Origin of the sequence: Pseudacidovorax sp. RU35E (assembly GCF_900156165.1) — a bacterium.
GTDB lineage: Bacteria > Pseudomonadota > Gammaproteobacteria > Burkholderiales > Burkholderiaceae_C > Xenophilus.
Window position 1 is genome coordinate 68236 of the sequence record NZ_FTMY01000007.1, and the last position, 20829, is coordinate 89064.

Annotated in this window: 22 protein-coding genes; all 22 read right to left on the reverse strand. The window is 67.5% G+C overall.

The window, feature by feature from the left end; genetic code table 11:
* Window positions 1–21 precede the first annotated feature (21 nt).
* Window positions 22–2868 carry a host specificity factor TipJ family phage tail protein gene (locus tag BXA03_RS13855; protein ID WP_076508727.1) on the reverse strand — a complete coding sequence of 949 codons (2847 nt, stop codon included), beginning with the start codon at window positions 2866–2868 and terminating at the stop codon, window positions 22–24.
* Window positions 2865–3230 (reverse strand): hypothetical protein, encoded by a 366-nt coding sequence (locus tag BXA03_RS13860; RefSeq protein WP_076508729.1) that lies wholly within the window; start codon window positions 3228–3230, stop codon window positions 2865–2867. The genes BXA03_RS13855 and BXA03_RS13860 overlap by 4 nt, the downstream gene beginning before the upstream one ends.
* Window positions 3227–3736 carry a hypothetical protein gene (locus BXA03_RS13865; protein WP_076508731.1) on the reverse strand — a complete coding sequence of 170 codons (510 nt, stop codon included), beginning with the start codon at window positions 3734–3736 and terminating at the stop codon, window positions 3227–3229. Before BXA03_RS13865 ends, BXA03_RS13860 begins: the two co-directional genes overlap by 4 nt.
* Window positions 3737–3739: 3 nt before the next feature.
* On the reverse strand, window positions 3740–4231 hold the full coding sequence (locus BXA03_RS13870) for a hypothetical protein (protein ID WP_076508733.1): 492 nt from the start codon (window positions 4229–4231) through the stop codon (window positions 3740–3742).
* Entirely contained in the window at window positions 4228–7251 is a 3024-nt protein-coding gene (locus tag BXA03_RS13875; RefSeq protein ID WP_076508735.1) for a phage tail tape measure protein, read from the reverse strand. The genes BXA03_RS13870 and BXA03_RS13875 overlap by 4 nt, the downstream gene beginning before the upstream one ends.
* Complete coding sequence (locus tag BXA03_RS13880; protein WP_076508737.1) at window positions 7248–7565, reverse strand: DUF1799 domain-containing protein; 318 nt, start codon at window positions 7563–7565, stop codon at window positions 7248–7250. The genes BXA03_RS13875 and BXA03_RS13880 overlap by 4 nt, the downstream gene beginning before the upstream one ends.
* A 2-nt stretch (window positions 7566–7567) precedes the next feature.
* A complete protein-coding gene (locus tag BXA03_RS13885; protein WP_076508739.1) occupies window positions 7568–7900 on the reverse strand; it encodes a phage tail assembly chaperone in 333 nt (110 codons plus the stop codon).
* A 4-nt stretch (window positions 7901–7904) separates the two neighbouring features.
* Complete coding sequence (locus BXA03_RS13890; RefSeq protein WP_076508741.1) at window positions 7905–8546, reverse strand: phage tail tube protein; 642 nt, start codon at window positions 8544–8546, stop codon at window positions 7905–7907.
* A gap of 48 nt (window positions 8547–8594) precedes the next feature.
* Entirely contained in the window at window positions 8595–8981 is a 387-nt protein-coding gene (locus tag BXA03_RS13895; RefSeq protein WP_159444719.1) for a tail completion protein gp17, read from the reverse strand.
* Window positions 8978–9502: an HK97-gp10 family putative phage morphogenesis protein gene (locus tag BXA03_RS13900; protein WP_083716076.1), complete on the reverse strand. Its 525-nt coding sequence runs from the start codon at window positions 9500–9502 to the stop codon at window positions 8978–8980. The genes BXA03_RS13895 and BXA03_RS13900 overlap by 4 nt, the downstream gene beginning before the upstream one ends.
* The gene (locus BXA03_RS13905; RefSeq protein WP_076508746.1) at window positions 9444–9773 is read right to left on the reverse strand and encodes a phage head closure protein; all 330 of its coding nucleotides are present in this window, start codon (window positions 9771–9773) and stop codon (window positions 9444–9446) included. The genes BXA03_RS13900 and BXA03_RS13905 overlap by 59 nt, the downstream gene beginning before the upstream one ends.
* Window positions 9773–10243, reverse strand: a complete 471-nt coding sequence (locus BXA03_RS13910) for a head-tail connector protein (protein WP_083716077.1) — start codon at window positions 10241–10243, stop codon at window positions 9773–9775. The genes BXA03_RS13905 and BXA03_RS13910 overlap by 1 nt, the downstream gene beginning before the upstream one ends.
* Window positions 10243–10545, reverse strand: a complete 303-nt coding sequence (locus tag BXA03_RS13915; RefSeq protein WP_076508751.1) for a hypothetical protein — start codon at window positions 10543–10545, stop codon at window positions 10243–10245. The genes BXA03_RS13910 and BXA03_RS13915 overlap by 1 nt, the downstream gene beginning before the upstream one ends.
* A 58-nt stretch (window positions 10546–10603) precedes the next feature.
* Window positions 10604–11959, reverse strand: coding sequence for a phage major capsid protein (locus BXA03_RS13920; protein ID WP_083716078.1), 1356 nt, complete (start codon window positions 11957–11959; stop codon window positions 10604–10606).
* A gap of 29 nt (window positions 11960–11988) precedes the next feature.
* Window positions 11989–12852: a head maturation protease, ClpP-related gene (locus BXA03_RS13925; RefSeq protein WP_076508753.1), complete on the reverse strand. Its 864-nt coding sequence runs from the start codon at window positions 12850–12852 to the stop codon at window positions 11989–11991.
* Between the two features lie 3 nt (window positions 12853–12855).
* A complete protein-coding gene (locus BXA03_RS13930; RefSeq protein WP_076508756.1) occupies window positions 12856–14151 on the reverse strand; it encodes a phage portal protein in 1296 nt (431 codons plus the stop codon).
* Complete coding sequence (locus BXA03_RS13935; protein WP_076508759.1) at window positions 14148–15815, reverse strand: terminase large subunit; 1668 nt, start codon at window positions 15813–15815, stop codon at window positions 14148–14150. Before BXA03_RS13935 ends, BXA03_RS13930 begins: the two co-directional genes overlap by 4 nt.
* 44 nt (window positions 15816–15859) lie before the next feature.
* Window positions 15860–16342 carry a hypothetical protein gene (locus tag BXA03_RS27220; protein WP_143476311.1) on the reverse strand — a complete coding sequence of 161 codons (483 nt, stop codon included), beginning with the start codon at window positions 16340–16342 and terminating at the stop codon, window positions 15860–15862.
* Between the two features lie 49 nt (window positions 16343–16391).
* Window positions 16392–16826 (reverse strand): HNH endonuclease, encoded by a 435-nt coding sequence (locus BXA03_RS13945; RefSeq protein WP_083716080.1) that lies wholly within the window; start codon window positions 16824–16826, stop codon window positions 16392–16394.
* Window positions 16827–17082: 256 nt separating this feature from the next.
* Entirely contained in the window at window positions 17083–17505 is a 423-nt protein-coding gene (locus BXA03_RS13950; RefSeq protein WP_076508762.1) for a hypothetical protein, read from the reverse strand.
* Entirely contained in the window at window positions 17492–17818 is a 327-nt protein-coding gene (locus BXA03_RS13955) for a hypothetical protein (RefSeq protein WP_083716081.1), read from the reverse strand. The genes BXA03_RS13950 and BXA03_RS13955 overlap by 14 nt, the downstream gene beginning before the upstream one ends.
* Before the next feature lie 350 nt (window positions 17819–18168).
* Window positions 18169–20823: a VapE domain-containing protein gene (locus tag BXA03_RS13960; RefSeq protein ID WP_076508765.1), complete on the reverse strand. Its 2655-nt coding sequence runs from the start codon at window positions 20821–20823 to the stop codon at window positions 18169–18171.
* Window positions 20824–20829: the final 6 nt, after the last annotated feature.

A 20829-nucleotide genomic window follows, 5' to 3' on the forward strand; every position in this document is an offset into this window, starting at 1 on the left:
CTGGTGGCGTTGTTGTCGCGGTCAATTGATGACCGCTTCCTTGTTCGGGATGGGCTGCGTGTCCATCTCGTAGTAGCTGTCCGAGTAGTTCACCGCCATCAGGCGGACGTACGGGTCACCCTTCAGGTCCATCTCCTGCAGCAACCAAGCCTGGGCCAGGCGCGTGCTGTTGCTGGCGAAGCTGAAGCTGGTGCGGATGCCCTCCTCCGGCGTGGGCACCAGCACCAGCGCCTCGTCGGGCACGGCCTGCAGAACGACCTGGCGGGCCGTCGGGCCCGGCGTGGCCAGGATCGACTGCACCGAGCCGTCGCGGCGCTGCAGGAGGATGCTGTGCTGCTCGCCGGCCTCGAAGACCACCGGCCGGCTGAGCGTCAGCACCAGGCCGGCCTGCCCGATCACCTCGCCGTCGTAGCTTTTGAAGACCGTGTTGTCGACGGAGTCGAAGCGCGACAGCGGGATGAGCGCGCGGCCGTCCGCCGTCACGCTGCTCTCCAGCGTCTGGCGCATGCCCTTGAGCTTGCGCTCCTCGCGGCAGGCGTGCAGCCAGGCCTGCGCGAAGCTGCGGATGCCCGGGCGCTCGATCTTCTTGAGCTTCGAGTAGTTGCCACCCACGGGCAGGCGGATCGTCTCTGCCTGCTCGGTGTCCGGGTCCTGGTACACCAGCTCGATCCCGTCGTAATCGGCATCGTTGGCGAAGGTGCGCGTGATCGTCTCGGCGTTGGGCTCTTTGTTGCGGTGGCAGAACATCGCGACCGGCGCCGCCTGCGCCCGCTCGAAGGCGATGCGCAGGCGGCCGTTCTGGCGATACGGCTCGCAGAAGCAAGCCCTGGCGATCATCAACACCGCCTCTTCGTAGCCGATCTCGTCGCTGTCGAAGGTGTAGCTGAAGTTCGCCGCCTCGGGATGCATCGCCGCCACCTGCGCGGCCGTCGCGCTGATCTGGGCCATGTCGATCTCGGCCAGCGCGCGCCGGCCGAAGACCGGATCGAGGGAGACGGCTGCCAGCACGTCGCGCAGGTAGCCGGTGCCGTAGATCTCGCCGGACACATGGCGACCTTCCGCATCGAAAGCACCGCTGAAGCCGCTGCCGGTCCACACCGGGATGCGGCGCGTCACCAGGGCATTGAGCTGCCGCCGGCGCAGCGACGTGGCGCGGGTCGTGGCCTGCGTCATCGTGTGCACGGTGGTCATCGCGCCGAAATGCGCCTTGGCCACGGGGCTGACGCTAAAAAGGTCGACCCACTTCACCTCGTCGACGAGCGTGCCGCGCCAGGCGTACAAAAACGGCGTCGTGCGCCGGGCCCGAACGCGCGCTGGGCCCGTCCAGCCGGTGTAGTGCTCCACCGTCTCGGCCTGCTGCGCGGTGCTGGCCGCGGACATGGCCGAGCTGAAGGTCTCAACCTGGCCCGTAGGATTCAGCGCACCGTCCAGCCGCTCGACCTGGACCTCGTACCCCACGGTCGTGACGAACTTGCCGCCGTTCTCCGCGTACAGCTGAGCGCACAGAAAGTTGGCCCACACGCGGTTCCGGTCTGTGGCGGGCATGGTGAACCAGTCCGTCCAGTCCGTGAGCCCGTTGAGCACTGTGATCGTGACGGGCGAATCGACCTCGAAGAGGCGGTCCACTTCCCACACTGCAGTGGTCAGCTCCAGGCGCTGGTCTTCCACAGCGCGGATGATGCGCGAGCCGTTGAAGCTGGGCACTGGGTGCGTCACCGTGATGTCGACGTCGTATTCAAACCCCGTCGTCGTGGTCTGGCCGCCCTCCACCACCGTCACATCGCTGCCACTGGCCGACTGCACAGTGAAGGTGCCGTTGTTGCCGGGCGTGGCCAGGCCGGAGAAGGTGATCGAGTCGCCAGGCCGGGCCTCGCCGCCCGTGAAGCCGAACACGGTGTAGGTGCGCGTGTCCGCGTCGACCTTGACCGCGTCGGTGCGCTCGGTCACCACAGGCTCGTCCGGCACGCCGGCGATGGTGACTGTCTGGCCGATCTCCGAGATCGAGCCCACGTTCGGCTGCGGCTGCAGCTGCAGGATCTGGTCGTAGCTGGACGCGGGGATCGAGTACGTGCCGCCGGCGATGGACGACGACACAACGCGCGCCGGGCCCGACCTGGCCAGCAGGTAGAGCGCATTGGGAGCCAGCTGGAGTTGGTTGGCCGCGAACAGCGTGATGCCGTCGACCTCCTGCGAGCGGCGCACCGTCAGCACCGGGTCGGTGATCGCCTCGCCGATGCTCAGCTGAGGCGCGCCGCTATTCGGCGAGGTGAACGGCGCATAGACCCTGCAGCCGGCGCCACGGATGTAGCTCAGCAGCGTGTCGGCATCGCGCACGTCGGTCACGTCGTAGTAGCCGCGGCCGATGCAGTAGTAGCCGAACTCCACCTCCTCGTTGCCGATGTATTTGCGGTAGGTCGCCATCAGCTGGCTGGGCACCGCGCGCACCGTGCCGTAGATGTCTTCCCAGCGCTGCAAAAGCCGCACGCCGTTCTCGCGCTGGCCGAGCGCGTTGTTGGGGCTCTCCTGCGTCCGGTTGACGTTGTTCGGCATCGTCGGCGACGGGGCCGTGATGGCCTGCACCGCAAGCCCCACCACTGCGGTGAACAGGAACTGGCCAACCGCAGCCGCCGACCCCGGGTCACCCGGCGACTGCAGCACGGTGTAGACGCCCGCCGGCGCCGCCATCACGGCCTCCGCGGTCTGCTCGACCTCGGCGTCGGCGCTGGGTTCACCGGCGTAGAACTGGAGCGCGCAGCGGGGCTTCGCGCCGTAGTGGGCCAGCAGCCACTCCGCCAGGCTGTCCGCGCGGAAGATGCGCGGCTCGGTCGGCGCGAACGGATGCTCGTAGAGCCGGATCGTGGTGGTCATCGTGCCCAGAACTCCATGAGCGGGTAACCGTCCTGCAGGCTGGCCAAGTCCTGGTGCAGGTTGCCCTCGGGCAGCGCGTGCAGCACCTTGCCCTCGACGAAAACGCCCGCGTGGTGCAGGCCCAGGGACGCGCTCTTTCCCATCAGCACCACGCACCACTCCTGCGGCTCGGCGATCTGCGCAAAACCGTGCTGGCTGGCATGCAGCGCGAAGCGGAAGGCCCTGGCCACGGCGCGCGTGCTGTTGTTGATGGTGCGGTACTCGTCGACGCGCTGGCCCAGCTCGGCCGTGTAGACATCGGCGACGAGCGCCCAGCACGGTGGATCCGGGTACACGCGAGCGAGGTAGGTGGCGATGTTCATAGGAATGCTCGCAGCATGGGGATGTCGCGCGTCGTGTAGAGGATGCCGGTGCGGGTGACATTCCAGCGGGGATAGAGCGCGCTCAGCGTGGCAGCGCCCACCTGGTAGCTGGCGGTTTCCACCTCCAGCACCGCAAAGGCCTGGATCGCGGTGAGGTCGTCGCTCAGGTACTCGCGGTACACGCAGCGCACCTTCTCGTCGGTGTCCAGCGGAATGGCCGCCATCGACTCGCGGAACTGGTCCTGCACATCGGTGGTGTCCAGGTGGATGTCGTACTTGCGGTCCAGGTTGCCCTGCACGTCGGCCAGCCCAACCTGCAGGTTGAGCGGCAGCACGTCGACCAGCGTGCCGTCCTCGATGGCGATCTGCCCCGCGTACGGCTCGCGCCACAGCCGCCACACCTGCGGCATGGCCGAGTGGGAGAGCTCCACCGTCTGGATGGCGTGCACCGTCTGAGGCGCCGACGCGAAGAACACGCGCAGGCGCTGCTCGATGTCGAGGGACATGGGTCAGAACTCCAGCACGCGGGTATCAGAGAGCGCAAAGCGGGCCAGGCGCCGCAGCAGCGCATCGAGATCCGGACCGACCTCGTCCCACAGCTCCAGCACGTCGGAGGCGCTTTCCTCATCGAACTCATAGACGCTCGGCTCGGCCTCCAGCACGAAGGTGATGGTCCAGACGCGCCCACCGGCCGGCTCCGCCGAGTAGCTGCCCGGCACGATGTTGCAGACGTGTGCACGCACGCCCTGGCCGCTGTCCAGGTCCATCTCGAAGCCGATGGCGCCGCGGCCGATCTTGTGCATGTAGAACAGCGTCCAGATCGCGTACTGCGGCGCCGTCAGGATCATCGAGGCGCGGAACTGCTGCGTGCCACGGGCGTAGTCCTGGGCATAGCGGGGCGCTCCGCCGGCGACGGCCGTACGCCGGACGCCGCCGGGGTCGCCCGCCGAATAGTTCGACGTGACCAGCCGCAGGCCGCGAGGGATGCGGGGCGTGGTCATGGCCGGTTCTTCGGCGCGCGGTAGCCGCGCTCGTAGTTCTTGCGCATGCGGCTGTTGGGGTCCAGCCACTGCGCCGCGGCCGCGCTGACGGCGTCTCGGATGATGAGCGTGCGCGTCTGCGCGTCGAAGCTGACGTTGTCAGAGGTCATGGGTACGCTCGACTGGTTGATGAGGTTGAGCGCCATGGGCGCACCGTTGCCGGCAGGGCCAGACGCGCCCACCAGCCCGCCAGCGGCGTAGCCGTAGCGGTTGATGCGCTCCAGCGTTGCCAAGCCGATCTTGGAGGTGCTGTCGGCGTTGATGACGTACTCGCCGCGGTGCACGATGCCGGCGGGTTCAAGCTTGCCGCCGGCGCCGGTGTAGCCGCCCGTCGACCAAGCAGCGGCGGGCATACCCATAGCAGCCGTGATGCCTCCACCGCCACCCCAGGTGGCTCCGGGCATGCCCATCACTGCCGTGATACCGGCCCCTCCGCCCCCGCCAGCGGCTGAGCCAACAGCCGCGCCAAACAGGCCCGCGAGGTTGAAGCCGCCGCCCTTGCCATCGCCGAGGATGCTTGCCATTGCCGCACGCACCTGGATGCGAATCAGGTCCGCGATGATGCTGTTGGCCAGCCCCTTGAAATCCGCCTTGGCCGTCGTGGCGAAGGACACCAGAGCGTCTTCCATGCCGCCGAAGGCCCGCTCGAACGCCGAGCGTGTGGATTCCGCGACGTTCCTGGCGGAGTCGGAGTAGTTCGCGAAGGCCTCGCGCGCACCGAGCGTCCAGTCGCCCTGCTTTTCACGCAGACGGGCGTAGTACTCGCCCTGACTGCGCAGCGCATCTTCTTGCGCCTGGTTGATCTTGGACAGCTCGTCGGCGTAGGCATCGCTGCCCAGCTGATTCTTCTCGGCGGCTTGCTTGGTGGCCGCCAGGCGGTAACGCTCGAACTCGCGGTAGATCTCTTTCTGAGCCGCGACCTCCTCGCGGGCCCGGTTCCCCAGGCCGAAGGCGCCGAGCGTGCGGTCGTACTGCTCGCCCCTGTTCTTCGCCGAGTCGGCAATCGAGAGGTTGATCGCCTGCATCTGGCGACCGAACTCGATGGCCTCCTCTTTGGACTTCCGGACGATCTCCTCGATCTTCTTCTCGAACTCGACCTGGTTCGACAGCTCGACGTTGAGCTGCAGCTGCTGGGCGATGGCATCCTTGGCCGCCAGCAGACTGCGCTGGTCGGCTGTGAGGACCTTCTTGTCCTTGAGGTCGGCAATCAGCTGCTGGAACTTGAGCTGCTCGCGCGCCGCTTCGGTGAGCTTCGACTCGCCAGCGAGTTGACCGCGCAGGGCGGCTTCGGCCTGGCGCTGGGTCTCCAGAAAGCGAGTGGCGGCATCGTCCTGGTACGCCTTGCCTTTCGGCTCTTTCGGGTCCTTGAACTTCTCGTTCGCGGCGTCGATCATTTCGGCAAGGGTTTTGCCGCCCGTGACCTTCAGGAAGCCGGCTTCGCCAAGGCGCTTGTAGTCGGCCTGCAGCTGCTCGATGGCCTTCTTGCGCTTGTCGGCGTTGGACTGGATCTCCTTGGCCAGCGTTGCAAGGCGGTCCGTCGCAGCGATCTTGGCTGATTCGTCGCGCGCCTTCTCGCCCTGCGCCCAGGCGGCATCCATGTCGCGCAGTGCCTTGCGGGACTGCTCGGCCAGCGCAGTGCGCGCCTCGGCCTGCACGGTGGAGCCCATACCCAGCGCCAGACGCATGCTGTCCCACACACCAGCGTTCGGCGCGTAGTTGGGATTGGTGACGTTCTGGACACGCTGCCGAGCGTCCGCCAATGCCTCGCCAGCGGTCTTGGGCCGGCCCAGGCCCATCATCATGTCCCAGGCCTCCTTGGCGTCCCGGGCGATGTCGTTCCACATCCGGCTCAGAACACCGCCCTGGCGCTCGATGGCCTGCATGCGGCCCACGGCCACCTCGGCGTAGCTGGAGATGGCGACCGCGGCGGCCTCCTCCTTCTTGCCCTGCTCTTCCAGCGAACGAATGCGTTCGTAGGTCGCCTGGGTGAGGTAGTGCTGCGACTCGTTGAGTTTCTCGGAGGCCTTGGTCGGCTCGTCGGCCAGCTTCGTGAAGGTCTCGACCGCCTTGCCGATCTCCGTGCCGAGGGCGCGGTTCATCGCAACGGCGGCCGAACCGACCTCGACCATCACGTCGCGCGGGATCTTGCCGGACTCCGCGATGGCGGCAAGCGCGCCGGCGGCCTCGTGCTGGGTGCCCACCACCGAACTCACGCGCTGCGCGGCTTCCTGCAGCTGGCTGCTCGTGACGCCCAGGCTGTTGCCAGTGAGGATCAGGCTCTTGACATACGCGCCGTTCTCCTGCGAGCCCTGGTAGATCGCCAACGTCAGCGCGGCGACCGCGGCGGCCGTCACCGTCAGCGGAGATACCAGACTCAGCACGTAGCCGCCGATGCCCCGAGCGGCGGCGCCGATGCCGCCGAACATGTCCTTGAGCTGGCCGCCCTGCTGGAGCAGCACCGTCAGCGGCGCCTGCCCGCCCTGCAAGCCCACCACGATGTCGGTGAACTGCGCCGGCACCATGCGCATGGCGGCTGCCGTCTGCGCCGCAGAGACCCCCACGCGCTGCATGGCCGGGCCGGAGGCCTCGAGCGCACTGGCCGCTGCCCTGTTCTTCTCGACCACGGCATCCAGCTGGGCCAGGTAGGGGCGCAGGGCCGCCACGTCCGCGTTGCGCTGCCGGGCAATGGACTCGAAATACGAAGCGGCGCTCCTGCTGCCCGCCTCTTCCTGCGCAATCTTGCGCTGGATGGACTGGATGATGTTCCGGGTGGACTGCTCTGTCTCCTTGGCGGCCTGGGCCGCCTTGCGCGAGACATCGTCCGTCGCCTTGCCCACCTGAGCCACGCCCGTCGCGGCCTGCCGGCCACTGCTGGTGGCCGCAGTGGCAAAGTCCTGCAGCGACTTCTTGCCACGAGCGGTGCCGGCCTCGACGTCGGACACGTCCAGGCCGACCGACATCTGTTTCTTCAGATCGGTCATGCGGGGCTTTCAGGGGGGCGGTTCTGCTCGCGTTCGTGCGCGTAGTAACGCAGCGCGGTCGATTCCATGATGCGCAGGCCCTGGAACAGGTCGGGCCACGTCGCGCGGGGGATGCCCAGCATGCGCAGCACGATGGGCAGGCTCTCGTACTTCAATCCAGTGGCACCGGCGAAGCCGACGTTCCACTGGGTTTCCATCTCCGCGAACACGCGGAAGATCTCCGCGTTGTCGGGCCAGATGTCGTAGGGGTCTCCGCTCGCCTCTTCGAGCGTCAGGCCCCAGACCGCCGCCGCTTCCGGCGTCGGTCCGGGCATGACTAGTGCAAGGGCGAGCTCGCGGAGTTTTTTTCCTTGGCCTGGAACAGCTGGCTGACGTAGACGTCGACCACCTGGCGGGGCGCCGCATAGTGGTTGTCGAGCAGCACCACGACGTTCTCGATGGTGAAGGGCTCTTCGAGATCCCAGCCGCTTGCCATCTCCAGGATGGCCTCGGGATCGGTCAGCGTCTGGAGGCGGGCCATGAAGGCGTCGAGTTCCGCCTTGGTGCGGTGGCGAAAGGTGAAGACGATTTCTCCCACTTCGCCGCCGGGCAGCGGGATCTTGACGGCCGCGTCGAAGGTCGGCGCGGCCTTAAGTCGGAACTTGGCCATGGCGTCAGATGCGGGTGATGGCGGTCACGGCCACGCTCACCGCGTTGCCGATCAGCTCGTTGACGGTCAGCGTGGGCATCTTGTTGAACGACACCTGGCCGCTGAGCAGGATCTCGCCGATGCCCTTGGGCAGGATGAGGCGCAGGGCGCGCTGGTCGGTGTCACCGTCTGCCGATTCCAGCGCGGCGCGGGCAGCGGAATCGCCCTCGGCCACCATGAAGGTGAAGGTCAGTGGGTTCTTGAAGGTCTTCTGCTGCCGCTGCTTCAGGTCCTCCAGGAACTGGAAGGTCAAGTACTGCTGCTCGCCGCCACCGGCCTGGGGCGTCATGACGTGCTTCACGCGCTGCCAGGCGGTGATCTTGCGGACCGAGCCGGCGCCCTGGCCCACCGGGTATTCGTCGGTGTCGGTGTTGATGCCACCAAGCGTCACGTCGTTGGTGGCCACCGCCGCGACCTTGGTGAGCGCACCATCGATGCCCGACCAGCCCGAGATGAGTTCCAGGTAGTCGTCGGCCAGGACGCCATGCGCCGCGGCCAGCGTGGCCTCGGCCGGGTTGTCATTGCTGACGTCGGTCATGGCGATGGCCGAGCCAAAGGCGGTGGAGAGATGGATGATGGTGCCGTTGGGCACAGCGAACTTGCTCATGGTGCAAACCTCGAAGGGTGGTGCCCGGAGGGGCGGGGTGGGAACGGATCAGCGCGGCAACCAGACCGAGAAGTCCTGGGTGCTGCCGCGCAACTTGGTGTCACTGTCGTAGCGGTCGATGGGCTCGCCGAGAGGCGTGGCCTGCAGGTCGGGAGAGAGCCGCATGGCTTCCTCGACGCGGTCGGCCAGCTGCTCGGCCAGCAGGCGCGTGGTGGCCCAACTGGTGATCTGGATGCGCGCGTTGCGCAGGTCGGGCATTTCCTGCTCCAGCAGCACGATGGAGCCGCCGCCGACGCGCTGAAACACGATGGCAGGCACGGCCGGCGCCTTCGACGACTCGGGCATGACGTCGGCGTAGCAGCGGTGGGACGGTTCCGCGCCAGGGGCGGGCACCAAGCCGCTGAGGGTGCTGGTGATGGTGGCGACGATGCTCAAGACATGGCTCCTTTCATCAGCTCTCGGAACTTGGCCCACATGGCTTCGGCTGCGGCGACGTTCTTCGCGTCCCATGCGGGGCGCAGGAATGGATGCGCGGGCGCGGTGGCGGTGCCGAACTCGACCATGAAGGCGTAGGGCGCGTCTGCCTGCCGCCAGCTGATGTGATATGTGGCCAACGCAGGGCCGCTGTGGTCCTTGGAATAGGCCTGGTAGATGGAGCGCCGAAGCGACCCCGACTCGAACCAGTAGGCAAACTGCCGCTTCTGGCCCGGCGGCGCCTTCTTGGCGGCCGTACCGTAGAACCAGTGGCCATTCGGGCTCATCGGCACGCGCAACAGAACCTCTTCGTACAGGACCTGTGCACCTGCCTGGGCCGATGGACGCACCGCGGTGAGGGCGTCTTCGGCGATGACGTCGAAGTCGGCCTCCAGATCGGACAGATCCGCGCGGAACGTCAGGTCAGCCATCGTTCTGGCCGCTTTCGCAGACCAGGTCCAGGTACTGGCGATGAGCCTCATCGGGCAGCACGGCCTGGATGTCGTAGACGGCCCCCTTGAACAGCAGCCGGCACGAGGCCGCGTCAACATCGGTGCGATACCGGATGCGGACGCTCGCGCGTGTGACAGTCAGCTGCGCATCCGCTCGGATGGCTTCGAGGCCGCCAGGGAAACGAACATCTGCCCAGACAGTGGCGAGCGCCTGCCAGGTGTGAATCGGCTGGCCCGCCTCGTCCGTCGCCGATACGCGCCGCTGCAGTTGCACCTGGCATTTCAGCTTGCCGATGTCCATCACACCCCCAGCCCGATGCGGTAGGGCCACAGCAGCGAGCGCGCGCCCTTGGGCAGTTCCTGCAGAGCTGCCGCCACGTCCTCGCGGTGCTCGAACAGGTGGCCCAGCGTGAGCAGCACGGCCGCGCGGATGCTGTCGTTGAGCACGATGCCCAGGGCGATGCGCTGGGCGTCGGTCTTGGCTTGTGCATACGTGTGCACGGCCTGGCCGCGCAGCATGCAGCGCACATCCTCGTCCGCCTGGGCGTCGGCCGCAGCGTAGGCGGCCTCGCGCGTCGCCACGGCGCCCGTCAGCAGCGTCGTGACGGTGCCACGGGCATCGTCGAGCTGCTGCTGCGTGGCGTACACGGCGCGGTTGAGGAACTGCTGCGCCGCATCCTCCGCCGCGAGCAGGTAGGGCAGCACCTGCGCCTCGGGGTAGTCGTCGTCCACCCGCAGGTGACGGCGGGCGGTGGCCAGGTCGAGCAGCATCAGGACGCAGGTGCGTTGTCCAGCATCGCGGCCAGGTCAGCCTTGAGGGTGACACCGTCCGGGATGGCGATCTCGCGCGCGGCCAGGGCCTCCTTGATCTCGGCAACCGTGAGGCCATCCGATGGCTTGGCATTGCCGCCGGCAGGCGGAGCCGGGGCTCGGGGGGCCGGCGCGACCTCTTCGGTGCCATCGGCCTTGACGCGGACGGCGGCACCGGTGTCGATGAAGTACTGGCCGCGGCTGCTGTCCATGTCGGCCGTGGTGCCGGCGCGCGGGTCGGGGGCTTTGAACTTGATGAGCATGGGTTTTTCCTTGCAGGCGGGCGGGGCTCGCGCCCCGCCGCCGCCGTAGGGCCAGGGATCAGGTGACGTAGCCGAAGTCGCCATAGATGAAGGACTCGGGGCGGTAGACCGCGAGGGCCAGGCGCTCTTCCGCGAGGATGGTCACCAGGTTCTTGACGAAGTCGTCTTCGTTCTCGGTGGCGATCTCGACGCGCGCCATCCAGCGGTCGAACACCTGCGCGCCGAGCCGAAACGCGCCGGCCAGGAACTTGTCCACGTCAATGGCCTGGGTGGCCACCACCGGGCGATTCCACAGCGTGGCGCCGATGACGCCCTGCGGGTTGCCGATGATGTAGCGGCCGGTCGTGTCCTTCAGCAGCTCGATGCGCGCCCAGTCGATGGGATTCATCACCACGCCGGTGGACGGGTACTCGGCCAGCTCGGCCTGCAGGAAGGCCAGACGGATGTTGTCGATGGCGGTTTCGGTGCCGGCGGGGTCGAAGGGCGCCGCAAAGGCCGTGGCCTGCGGGATGATGCCCAGCAGGTTCTGGCCGGTGCCGTCGCCCTTGAGCAGCTGCTGCTCTTCCTTGAAGGCCAGGCCGTACATCATGCGACCGTCGATGTGGCTGGCCAGCTGCGAGGCGTCGTCCATGATCTGGCGCGAGGCCTTCACGAAGTGGGCGATGACCTTGGCCGTGGTGGACACCAGGTCGAACTTCATCGTGGACTCGGGCTTCTTGGCGCCTTCCGCCGTGGGCGCGGCGTTGTTGGTGAAGCCCGTTTCCTTGACGTACTCCAGCGCATTGCCATCCATGCGGCCGGGCGTGATCAGGTCACGCACGGTGAGGCGGCGTTCGGGCAGCGACAGGATGCCCGCGAGGCGCGTCGGCACCACCAGGTCGCCGGCGGCGCCATCGGTGTCGGTGGTCACCGAGGTGATGGCCGCCTTGACGGTCATGTCCACGCGGCCGCGCGGCGTGGCCTGGCCGGTGAAGGCCTTGACCTTCTCGTCGGCCGCGAACTGCTGGCCCAGCGACAGGCGCGGCTGATGGCCGGCGGCAGCGGTCTGGACCTTGGCGAGCAGCTGCTCGACCTGTTGCTGCTGGGCCTGCAGCTCGCCCTGCTTGATGAGCAGCTCGTCGACCTTCTCTTTGTTGGCCGTGGACATCTGGATGCCCTTGGCCGCTTCGGCCAGCGCCTTCTCGCCGGCTTCCTTGACCTGGCCGCTGATCTTGTCGAGCGCGGCCTTGATCTCGGTCGGGTTGAAGTTCTGCGTGTCGCCCATGAAGGCGGCACCGGCAAGGCCGAGAGCGATCTCGGGGTGGGCGAGCACGAAGGCGTGGGCGACGCCCTGCACGTCGACGCCCATGGCCTGGGCGCCGATGGCAATGGCACAGAGGGCGATCACGGCGACCGCCAGGAACTTGCGTTGCATGGAGAGGGTTTCCTTTCAGTTGGAGGAGATCAGTGGGAGAGAGAGAAGCCCTGGAGGGCCGCGAGAACATCAGCGCCCGGGTCGCCCTGGACACGTCCGGTGGGATCACCCTCACCGCTGCCAGCCGGATCGCCCGGGCTGGACTTGAATTCGGAGATGAGGCGCATCGCCTCGGACTTGGGCATGCCGCCGGCGCGCAGCGCGGCCTCCAGCCGGCGCACGGCCGAGGCGCTGGCCTTGGTGTCGCCCTTGCCGACCTGGTCGGAGGGCAGCAGCGAGTCGGCGAAGCCCTGGTCGACGGCGGCGCTGCCGCCGATCCATGACTCGGCGTCCATCAGCTTGGCAACGGCGTCGGTCTTGAGGCCGGTGCGGGCCGTGTAGATGTCGGCCATGGCGGCGTCGAAGGGCTCCAGCCAGTCGGCGATCTCGCGCAGGTCGAGCCTGTTGCCGGCCGCCATGACCCAACTGTTGTGGACCATGAAGAAGCCTGCGCGCGCCACCTGCACGTTGTCGCCCGCCATGGCGATGATGGAGCCGGCTGAGGCCGCCAAGCCCAGCACCTTGACCGTCACTTCCCCCTCGTGCTCGCGCAGAAGGTTGTAGATGGCCAGGCCCTCGAACATGTCGCCGCCTGGGCTGTTGAGGTTGACGGTGACCGGCCCCTTTCCCAGGTTGCGCAGCGCGCCGGCGATGCGCTTCGCCGTGACGCCGTCGCCGGTCCAGTAGTCGTAGCCGATGACGTCGTAGATGCTGATGGTGCGGTCTTCGCCTGCGCCATCGGCGGCGGCCCGGATGCCGGGTTGCCAGCGGTCGAGGGCACGCGGCAGGATCTCGCTGCGCACGCCGGCGCTCGGGCGGCCTTGCGGGGCGCCCGGAAGGGTCTTCAAGCTCATGGGTCAGCCTTTCTGCGGCTCGTCGGGAAGGCCCAGCCAGGCGCGCAACGCGGCGCGGACCTGCTGGGAGTCGTTGGTGCCCTGGCCAATGGCGTCCAGGGTGGTCATGGCGGACTGCACGGTGAGCACTGCAGCGTTACCGCCCAGGGGCTCGCGGTCCTCCAACTGGCGGATCTCGTCGCGGGTGAAGATGCCGTTGTTGACCATGGCCGTGTAGAACGCGGCGCGCGCAGCGGTGTCGGCGCGCAGGAGGCCCTCGACGGCAAACTTGGCGTAGAAGCGCACCCGCTCGGCGGGCGACAGCAGGTCCTTGCTGATGGCCTGCTCGATGCGCTTGAGCCACGGCCCCAGGGTGAAAGTGAGGAAGCCGATCATCTGCTGCTCGATGCCGCTGCCCCAGCTGGTGGTTTTCTCGGTGTGGCCGACCATCCAGGGCGGCACGCGAAACCAGCGGCACACCTCCTCCACGCTGTAGCCGCGGGATTCGAGCAGCTGGGCGTCGGCGGCGGACATGCCGACGTCGCCGATGTCGGTGCCGCCTTCGAGCAGCGGGATGCCGCCCTTGAGTCGCGTTTCCTCTAGGTGGGCCAGAAACGAATCCCGGTTCGGCTTCGTGAGGAACGTGGCGACCTTGTAGTAGAGCGATTGCATGCGCCCCGTGCGGAAGGCGTTGTTGGCCGCCTTGTCCGCCGCCAGCGCACCGCCGAACACCGCAGAGCCGTACTGGATGACAGATACGCCCTCTTCGCCATCCAGCGAGAAGCCCGGGATACGCCACACGTCCGCGTCGGGAATGATGCGCTGGCGGCCGTCCTTCTCGGCGTAGCGCCATACGGTCGTTCCGTCCAGGCGCTTGGACTCGCTCAACCGGGAAGGCGCCAGGAAGCGCAGGCCGACGACACGGTCGCCCAGCTTGAGCTTCTCGGCACGGGCACGGCCACGCGTCAGCATGGCAGCAACGACCGCCTCCCAGAACACGGAGGCCGTGCTGTCGACGTTGGGCTGGTCGTGAAGGATGAAGTGGAGCCGGTGTTGCGGCGCTGCGCGCTTTCCATTCGGCCCGCGCTCATAGATGCCCAGCGGCAGCGTGGCGATGGTCTCGGAGATGAGCCGCACGCAGGCCCACGCGGCCGACAGCGTCAGCATGGACTGGTGGTCCACGCGCACGCCAGCGCCGCCGCCAGCATCGCCGAGGATGCGGCGCGTGCCCGCCACGTCGCCGACGCTCACGCCGCCCGCCATCGCGCGCACGGCCGTCGCCATGCGCGCGAGCATCGGCGGCTTGGATCGGTTGGTCATCGGTTCAGCACCACAGGGTTGGAGAAGAAGCCGGACACGTCCGGCTCCCCATCCGTTTTCACAAAGCGGCTCAAGGCCATCACCAGCGCCACGACGCAGTCGATGCGGCCGCGCTGCTGGCTCTTCTTCTTGTCCGGGCGGTAGTTGCCGTTCGTGTCGAACAGCAGCGCCACATTCATCGCGCAGTAGCGCAGCACCGGGTTGCCCGAGTGCCGTAGGCGCCGGCTGTAGACCAGTGCCTCCAGCAGCTTGGAGCCCGGGTACATGCCGCCGGTGTTCTGCGGGATCTCCACGAGCGGCACACCTGCGTCCATCAGGGCGTTGCACAGCTGCTGGGCGTTCCACGGGTCGAAGCCGATGGACTCCACGTCGAAGTCCTGCACCGCCTGCAGGATGGCTTCCTTGACCGGGGCGTAGTCGGTCACGTCACCGGGCGTCGGGGTCAGCCAGCCCTCTTCGGCCCAGCGCTTGTAGGCCGCAACGTCGTCGTGCTCCTGAACGTCGACCTTGGCCTGGGGACACCAGGTCCACACCAGCACATGCCATTCCCCGTCCTCTTCGTCCGGCGGGAAGATCAGCACGAAGGCCGTCAGGTCGCGCGTGCTCGCCAGGTCAAGGCCCCCAAAGCAACGGCGCTTGCGCAGCATTGCCGGCACGAAGGACGCGGCGCCCTTGTCCCAGACGTCCGGCTCGAACCAGCCGTCGGCGCTGTTGCACCAGACGTTCAGGTCCTTGGTCAGGAAGTTGACCTTCGCGCCGGGCAATGCCGCAGCCTTGCGCGCCATGCCCCGCATGTACTCCATGCGCTTCGCGCTGCCGAGGCCGGGGTTCGCCTTGGGCCACACGCGCTCGTCGAAGGGGTCATCGCCCGGGTCCAGCGTGTAGATGTAGCCGAAGAAGCTGTCGTCCTGACGCTTGCCCTCCAGCACTGAGATCAGGTAGCCGCGCACCTCGGTGCAGATGCCGTCGAGGATGAAGCCTGCCGTCGTGATCGCCGAGAGCAGGGGCTGCGCCCGGGCGCCGAAGGCCGACTCCATCACGTCCCACACCTCGCGCGACGGGGCGGCGTGCAGCTCGTCGTACAGCACCGCGGAGGGGTTCTTGCCGTCCTGGTTCTCCGCGTTGGCCGGCAGCGGCTCGAACACGCTGCCGTCCAGCTCGGCCTTCTCCTGGTTGAGGCCGTTATAGATGCGCAGCGACCGCGCCATGCCCCCCGAGCGGCGCACCCAGCGCTTCATGTTGTCGAAGGCCGGCTTGAACACGGTCATGGCCTGGCCGCGCGTGGTGGCCATGGCGTAGACCTCGGCGCCGACCTCGCCGTCCATCATGAAGAGGTAGGCGCCCTGCGGCCCCTTCCATGTGCTCTTGCCGTTCTTGCGGGCGACCTCCTCGTAACCCTTGCTGAAGCGGCGCAGGCCCGTGTCCTTGTAACGCCAGCCGTACAGCACCGCCGTCCAGAACTGCTGCCACGGGTCCAGCAGGATGGCCTGGCCAGCGAGCGGGCCCTTGATGTGGACGAAGAACCGTTCGATGAACTGGATGACGTGCAACGCGTGCGGCGGCGAGAACACCAGGCCGCGCTTCGGCCCGGCCACGAGGTCCTCGTAGTGCCGCCGCACCGCCAGGTACACCAGGCGGCCGGTGACGATCTCGCCGCGCAGCACGGGCAGGCCGTAGGCTTCGTCCCAGGCCTCCGGGTGCGCCGGCGTCAGTGCCTTGACACGAGCCCGGGTGAGGCAGTGGCGTGGTTTACGAGATCGGCGAACAGGTCGTCCTGCTTGCCCTGTTCGCCCGTGTCCTTGCGCACGCGGGCCAGCGACGGAATGGTCAAGCACGCCTTTGGTAGCCATTGGCCCAACTCCATCTTCAGCCGCTTCTCGTCGTCCGCCCACGGCGTGGGGGTCACCCAGCCGGTCTTGGAGGTCTGCGTGCGGCCATCCTCTTCGCACTTCCGGGCCGCCTTGATCCAGTCGGCGAACGTGCGCACGATGATCACGATGGGCAGGCCCGCCGTGAGGTGCTCGACGCCCGCTTCGCGCAGCGTGGAGCAAATGTGCTCGAACAGCACCAGCTCTTCGCTCGAAAGCTTGAGCATGGGCGGCGGCTCGGGGGAAATCACATCGGTGCGCGATGACGCGCGGGCATTCCCGACCGCAGGCAGCGCGACCGAGAAGCTCGGTTCATCTTCCATGACCACCTCTACTCAAACCCCAGGGGGGTAGTTATCCCTCTCCATAAATTCACGGGGAACCGCTCGGTTTCCGGCCGGCAGCGCCAGACTTTCGACCCACCCCCGGGTCGACCGACCCGCGCGACCCCCTCGGGAATGCCCCTCGGAGGCCCCGCAGGCGCTCCCCAAGCGACTTTTCGTCGTGGCACTGGGTGCAGAGGCCCTGCTCATTGCTGGCGTCGTCTGCGCCGCCCTCTTCGAGCGGCACGATGTGGTCGCGCTGGGTCGCCAGGACCACCAGTCCAGCCGCCTTGCAGCTGGCGCAGAGAGGATCGCGCTCGAACAGCGCGGCGCGCATTGCCTGCAGGCGCCGGCCGGTGATGCGCTTCGTGGCGCCGGCCTTTTTCGCCCAGGCTTGCCGCTGGTGATCAGCGCACCGACCGTCCTTGACCGCGAGGGAGCGGCAGCCAGGATGAGAGCAGGGACGAGGAGCGGCGAAGGGCATGGGGTGATCCGGCGCGCCCGCCGGCTGCTGCAGGAGAAAGGCGCAGCGTCAGTGGCCGGCGGGCGTTACGGTGGCGCGCGGTTTGCCCACCGCGCGCTGGGGCCAGCACATCACGCAGAGCACTGCAAGGATGCAGGCCGCGTGGGGTTGCGTGCTGGGTTTGACCAACAAAAAACCCGCCAACGTTGCCGCGGGCGGGTTTCACTTTCCTTGCGCTCAGGTGTCACACAGGGTTGCCGGAATTTACCAAAACCGTCTATGTACTAAAACCCCTGACCCGCGCGTATGCAGCCTGGACGTCAGCCCGAAGGCGAGCTTGCTTCTCGGCCCGCTCAGTGAACCAGGCAGCCAGCACACGGTCTGCAACACCCAGGTTCGCATGGATGTTGGACGTATGGCAGCCGATGCGCTTCGCCGCACCGGTCGGGCCCAGGCCCAAGGGATACACCAGGTACAGCGTCTGGTACAGGACGGGCCGCGGTGCCTTCAGCGCCTCGACAGCATCGTTCGTAATCGAGGCCTCGACCTCATCGATGGGGATGCGCGACACGCGGTCAGCGCCGGGGAACTCATTCAGGAACACCGACTGCGTGGCGAAGCCCAGCCCACCAGCACGCTGCTGGCAGTGCCACCGCTCCCAGTTCTTCAGCCGCGAGTGCACCCAGTCAAGCCGCGCCATCGCTGCCCTTCTGCGCATCGGGCCAGATGCAGACGAAGCTGCAACCGAACTGGACCATGGCGACCGCCACGTCGGCCATTACCGCCTGGTCGAAGGGAGTGCCCACGACCCGGCCGCGCTCGATGGCGTAGAAGCAATTCGGTTCGCCGCGCAAGCCCAGCGTGACCCACGCGAATGCCTGCTTGCCGACCACCCTGGCCTTCTGCTGGATGGCGGCATAGACCTCGGGCATCCGCTCCTTGATCTCGGTCTTGAGCTGCTCGACCTGGGCCGGGCTGCGTCTTTCTGGTGGCCTTGTGTCCATGGTGTCCATGCTCTTTCAGGGAATAGATACGGGAGATCGGGGGCAGCCGCGCGCGCGAGCGTGCACCTGGGTGCACGCCGATGCGCCTGCGCCCGCAGTAAGGGCGAGGTCGCGAGTCGGTCCAGGGTGGCAATGCAGCAGCCTCAACCCTCGGTTTTGAGGGAAGAGCAGTACCCATGGGCTCGCAGGAAACCCATGGCCACCGTGGACACATGGACACCTAGGTCATGGGGCCGTGCATCGATGTCCCCGCTACCGCGCCGCAACGACTGCCGCGAATCTCGCCTCCCGCAGTCATTGCCACGCGGCGCGATTCCCGAGCCACGACCTTTTCCGGTGCTGGCCGCACCGCTCGCTGGTCAGAATGGCTCGTCATCGGCGCCCCACTGATCATGTGGCCCTTGGTTGCGTGCAGGCGCCGGCGCCGCAGGGGCACGCGGCGCGTCCACCTGGCTGCCGTGCGATGCCTGCACGAACTCCTCTTCATCGTCCTGGCGGCTTTCCGGTGGCCAGTCTCTCGGCCGCAGGTAGCCCCAGGCACGTACCCCGTTGATCTGCTTCTTGCACCGCTCCCAGCCTTCGGCCTCCATCCAGCCGGCGACCTCGCGGTCCAGGCCGGCGCCGCTCTTCGCGGGGTCGGCGCCGAGCGCCTTGGTCAGCTGGCCCAGCGTGACGAACTCCGCCAGGTTGTTGATGACCTTGCCGGACTCGGTACCGTCAGGGTCGCGCGTCAGCAGGCGCAGCAGCTCGCTCTGCACGGTGGTCTCCACCATGCGCAGCTCCTGCCGTGGCACGAACAGCTCGGCCTCTTCCTGCGGCGTGGGCGCGTACCGTTCACCCTTCCGGTAGAAGGCCATGGCCTCGGCGAACAACTGGTCGCGGTTTCGGACGATCCAGTCGGTGTTGATCTGGTGCCGCACCGGGATCGGCCAGAAACGCCGGTTGCCGGTCCGATCGCGCAGGTAGGTCTTCTCGTTGGTGGTGCCCACCATGACGCACTGGCGTGGGAAGGCCTCGACGTCGCGCGCGTAGGCCGCCCGGTAGCGGTCAACCTTCTCCGAAATGAACGCCTTGATCAACTGGATGGCCGCTTTGCCAAAGCCGGCCAGCTCGCCGAGCTCGTAGCACCACACGCCCTGCACCTGCTCCTGGCCTTCTTTACCCTTGCCGACGTCGAAGGGCGTGGCGCTGTACCAGTCGGTGGATGCGAGCGCCTCCACCATCGTCGTCTTCCGCAGGCCGCCCTTTCCTTCCAGCACCGGGCAGTAGTCGAACTTGCAGCCCGGCTGCATCACGCGGTACACCATGCCCAGCAGCCAGAAGCGGCCCACCAGGCGCAAGTAGCGCGTCATCGACTCAGTCAGGGTTTCGGGCTTCTCGCCGATGACGTAGATGAGCCAACTATCCAGCCGTGGCTTCTCATCGTGCTGCAGGCCTTCGAGGTACTGGCGCACGGGGTGAAAGCGGCACTTGCTGGCCACTGTCTCCATGGCCTCATACAGCGACGGCCGTGAGATGCTGGGGATGCCATAGCGCGACGTGAAGTAGTCGCCCAGCATCAGGTCTGCATCGCGACTGAGCGCCCCGGCTTCGCCATGCGGCCACGGCCAAGGCTTGAGAACGTCGATACGGCTGGAGAGCAAGTTGCGGCCGAGGCATCCCTGCAGCTTGGGGTCGTTCTCGAGCGCCGCGATGACCAGGCTGCGTGATACCCGCCAGCTGCGGCGCTTGAAATCGTAGAACGGCTCTAGCCAAGTCGGAATGCCGTCGTCTTCATCATCACCCCCAGCGTCAGCGGGGCCGTCGCTGGCGGGCGGTGGTGGGCCGGGTGGAGGGGGCGGCGGACTGGGCGTCGACGCGGTCAGCACTGTCGCGCGCGCGAAAAACGCCATGACCTCGTCGAAGCCCCAGCCGTCGACCTCGATGGCGTCCCTCGCGTCCCAGCCATCGGGAAGCACGCCCGGCGGCTCGCACGGCAGCATGGAGACGGCGCAGCCGTGCGTGTCACGCAGCAGCGCACCGATACCCAGCATTGCCGCCATGCCTGGTTGCTCGCGCGCCGCCATGAACGGCTGCAGTGCCATGGCTTCGGCAAGTCGCGCCTCGTCGCCCCCACATTCCTGACGCTGCTGCTTGGTCAGCTGGACGCGCTTGCTGTCGCAGTCGGGCCAGAGAAGGACGGTACTGGCAGCGAGCCAGGACCAATCGGCCATCCGCCAAGACTTGCTGCCGTTGGGCCAGGACACGACGCAATAGATGCCGGGGGCATGCGCGTCCAGCAGCGCCTGGAGCACTTCGGCCTTGATCTCGCCTTCGACCACGATGACGGTGCGGGCCCCCGGCTGCTGGCCTGATGGATAGAACAGCGGCCGCGGTTCCTCCCACCCCCGCCACTGCCACTTTTGTGAACCGTCACGATCACTGCTGGCGTAGACGTACGGCATCGTGACCTTGCGGCCGCTGGAGTCGATGAAGCGCACCACAAAGCCGAACAGGTCACCATCGACCCGATAGGCCGCACGGTGCACCGGGTTCTTCCGCTCGTAATGCCAGAAGGTAGGCTGCGCGGCATGAGGCGGCACCGGCACGATGGGCGTCCATCGCTCCTTGTCTGGCTGCGCTGACGCCGTTGCAACGGGCGCCGAGGGCGGTGGCCGCGGTGCCGCAACGTCCTTGCCGCGCTTGACGATGCCGGCAATGTCATGCAGCCCGAACTGGTCGGCCAGCTCCAGCGCGGCCTCCCAGTTCTCCAGTCCATGGATCGCACCGTACAGGCCGACCAGATCGCCCCCCGTCAGCTTCTTGTCGTTGGCCGCAAAGTCGCTCCACTTGCCGGTGATGACGTTGACCGAGAAGCTTCGGCCCTTGCCGCCCGCCACGGAGCCACACACGTACTCTGGCCCCCGCCGATGACCACCAGGCAGCCACTGGGGCAGCAGTGTCTCGGCCATCGGCAGCAAGGCTTTGCCCAGCGCCCCGTAGTTGATGGGGGGCAGCGGTTCGCGAGAAGTCATCGAACC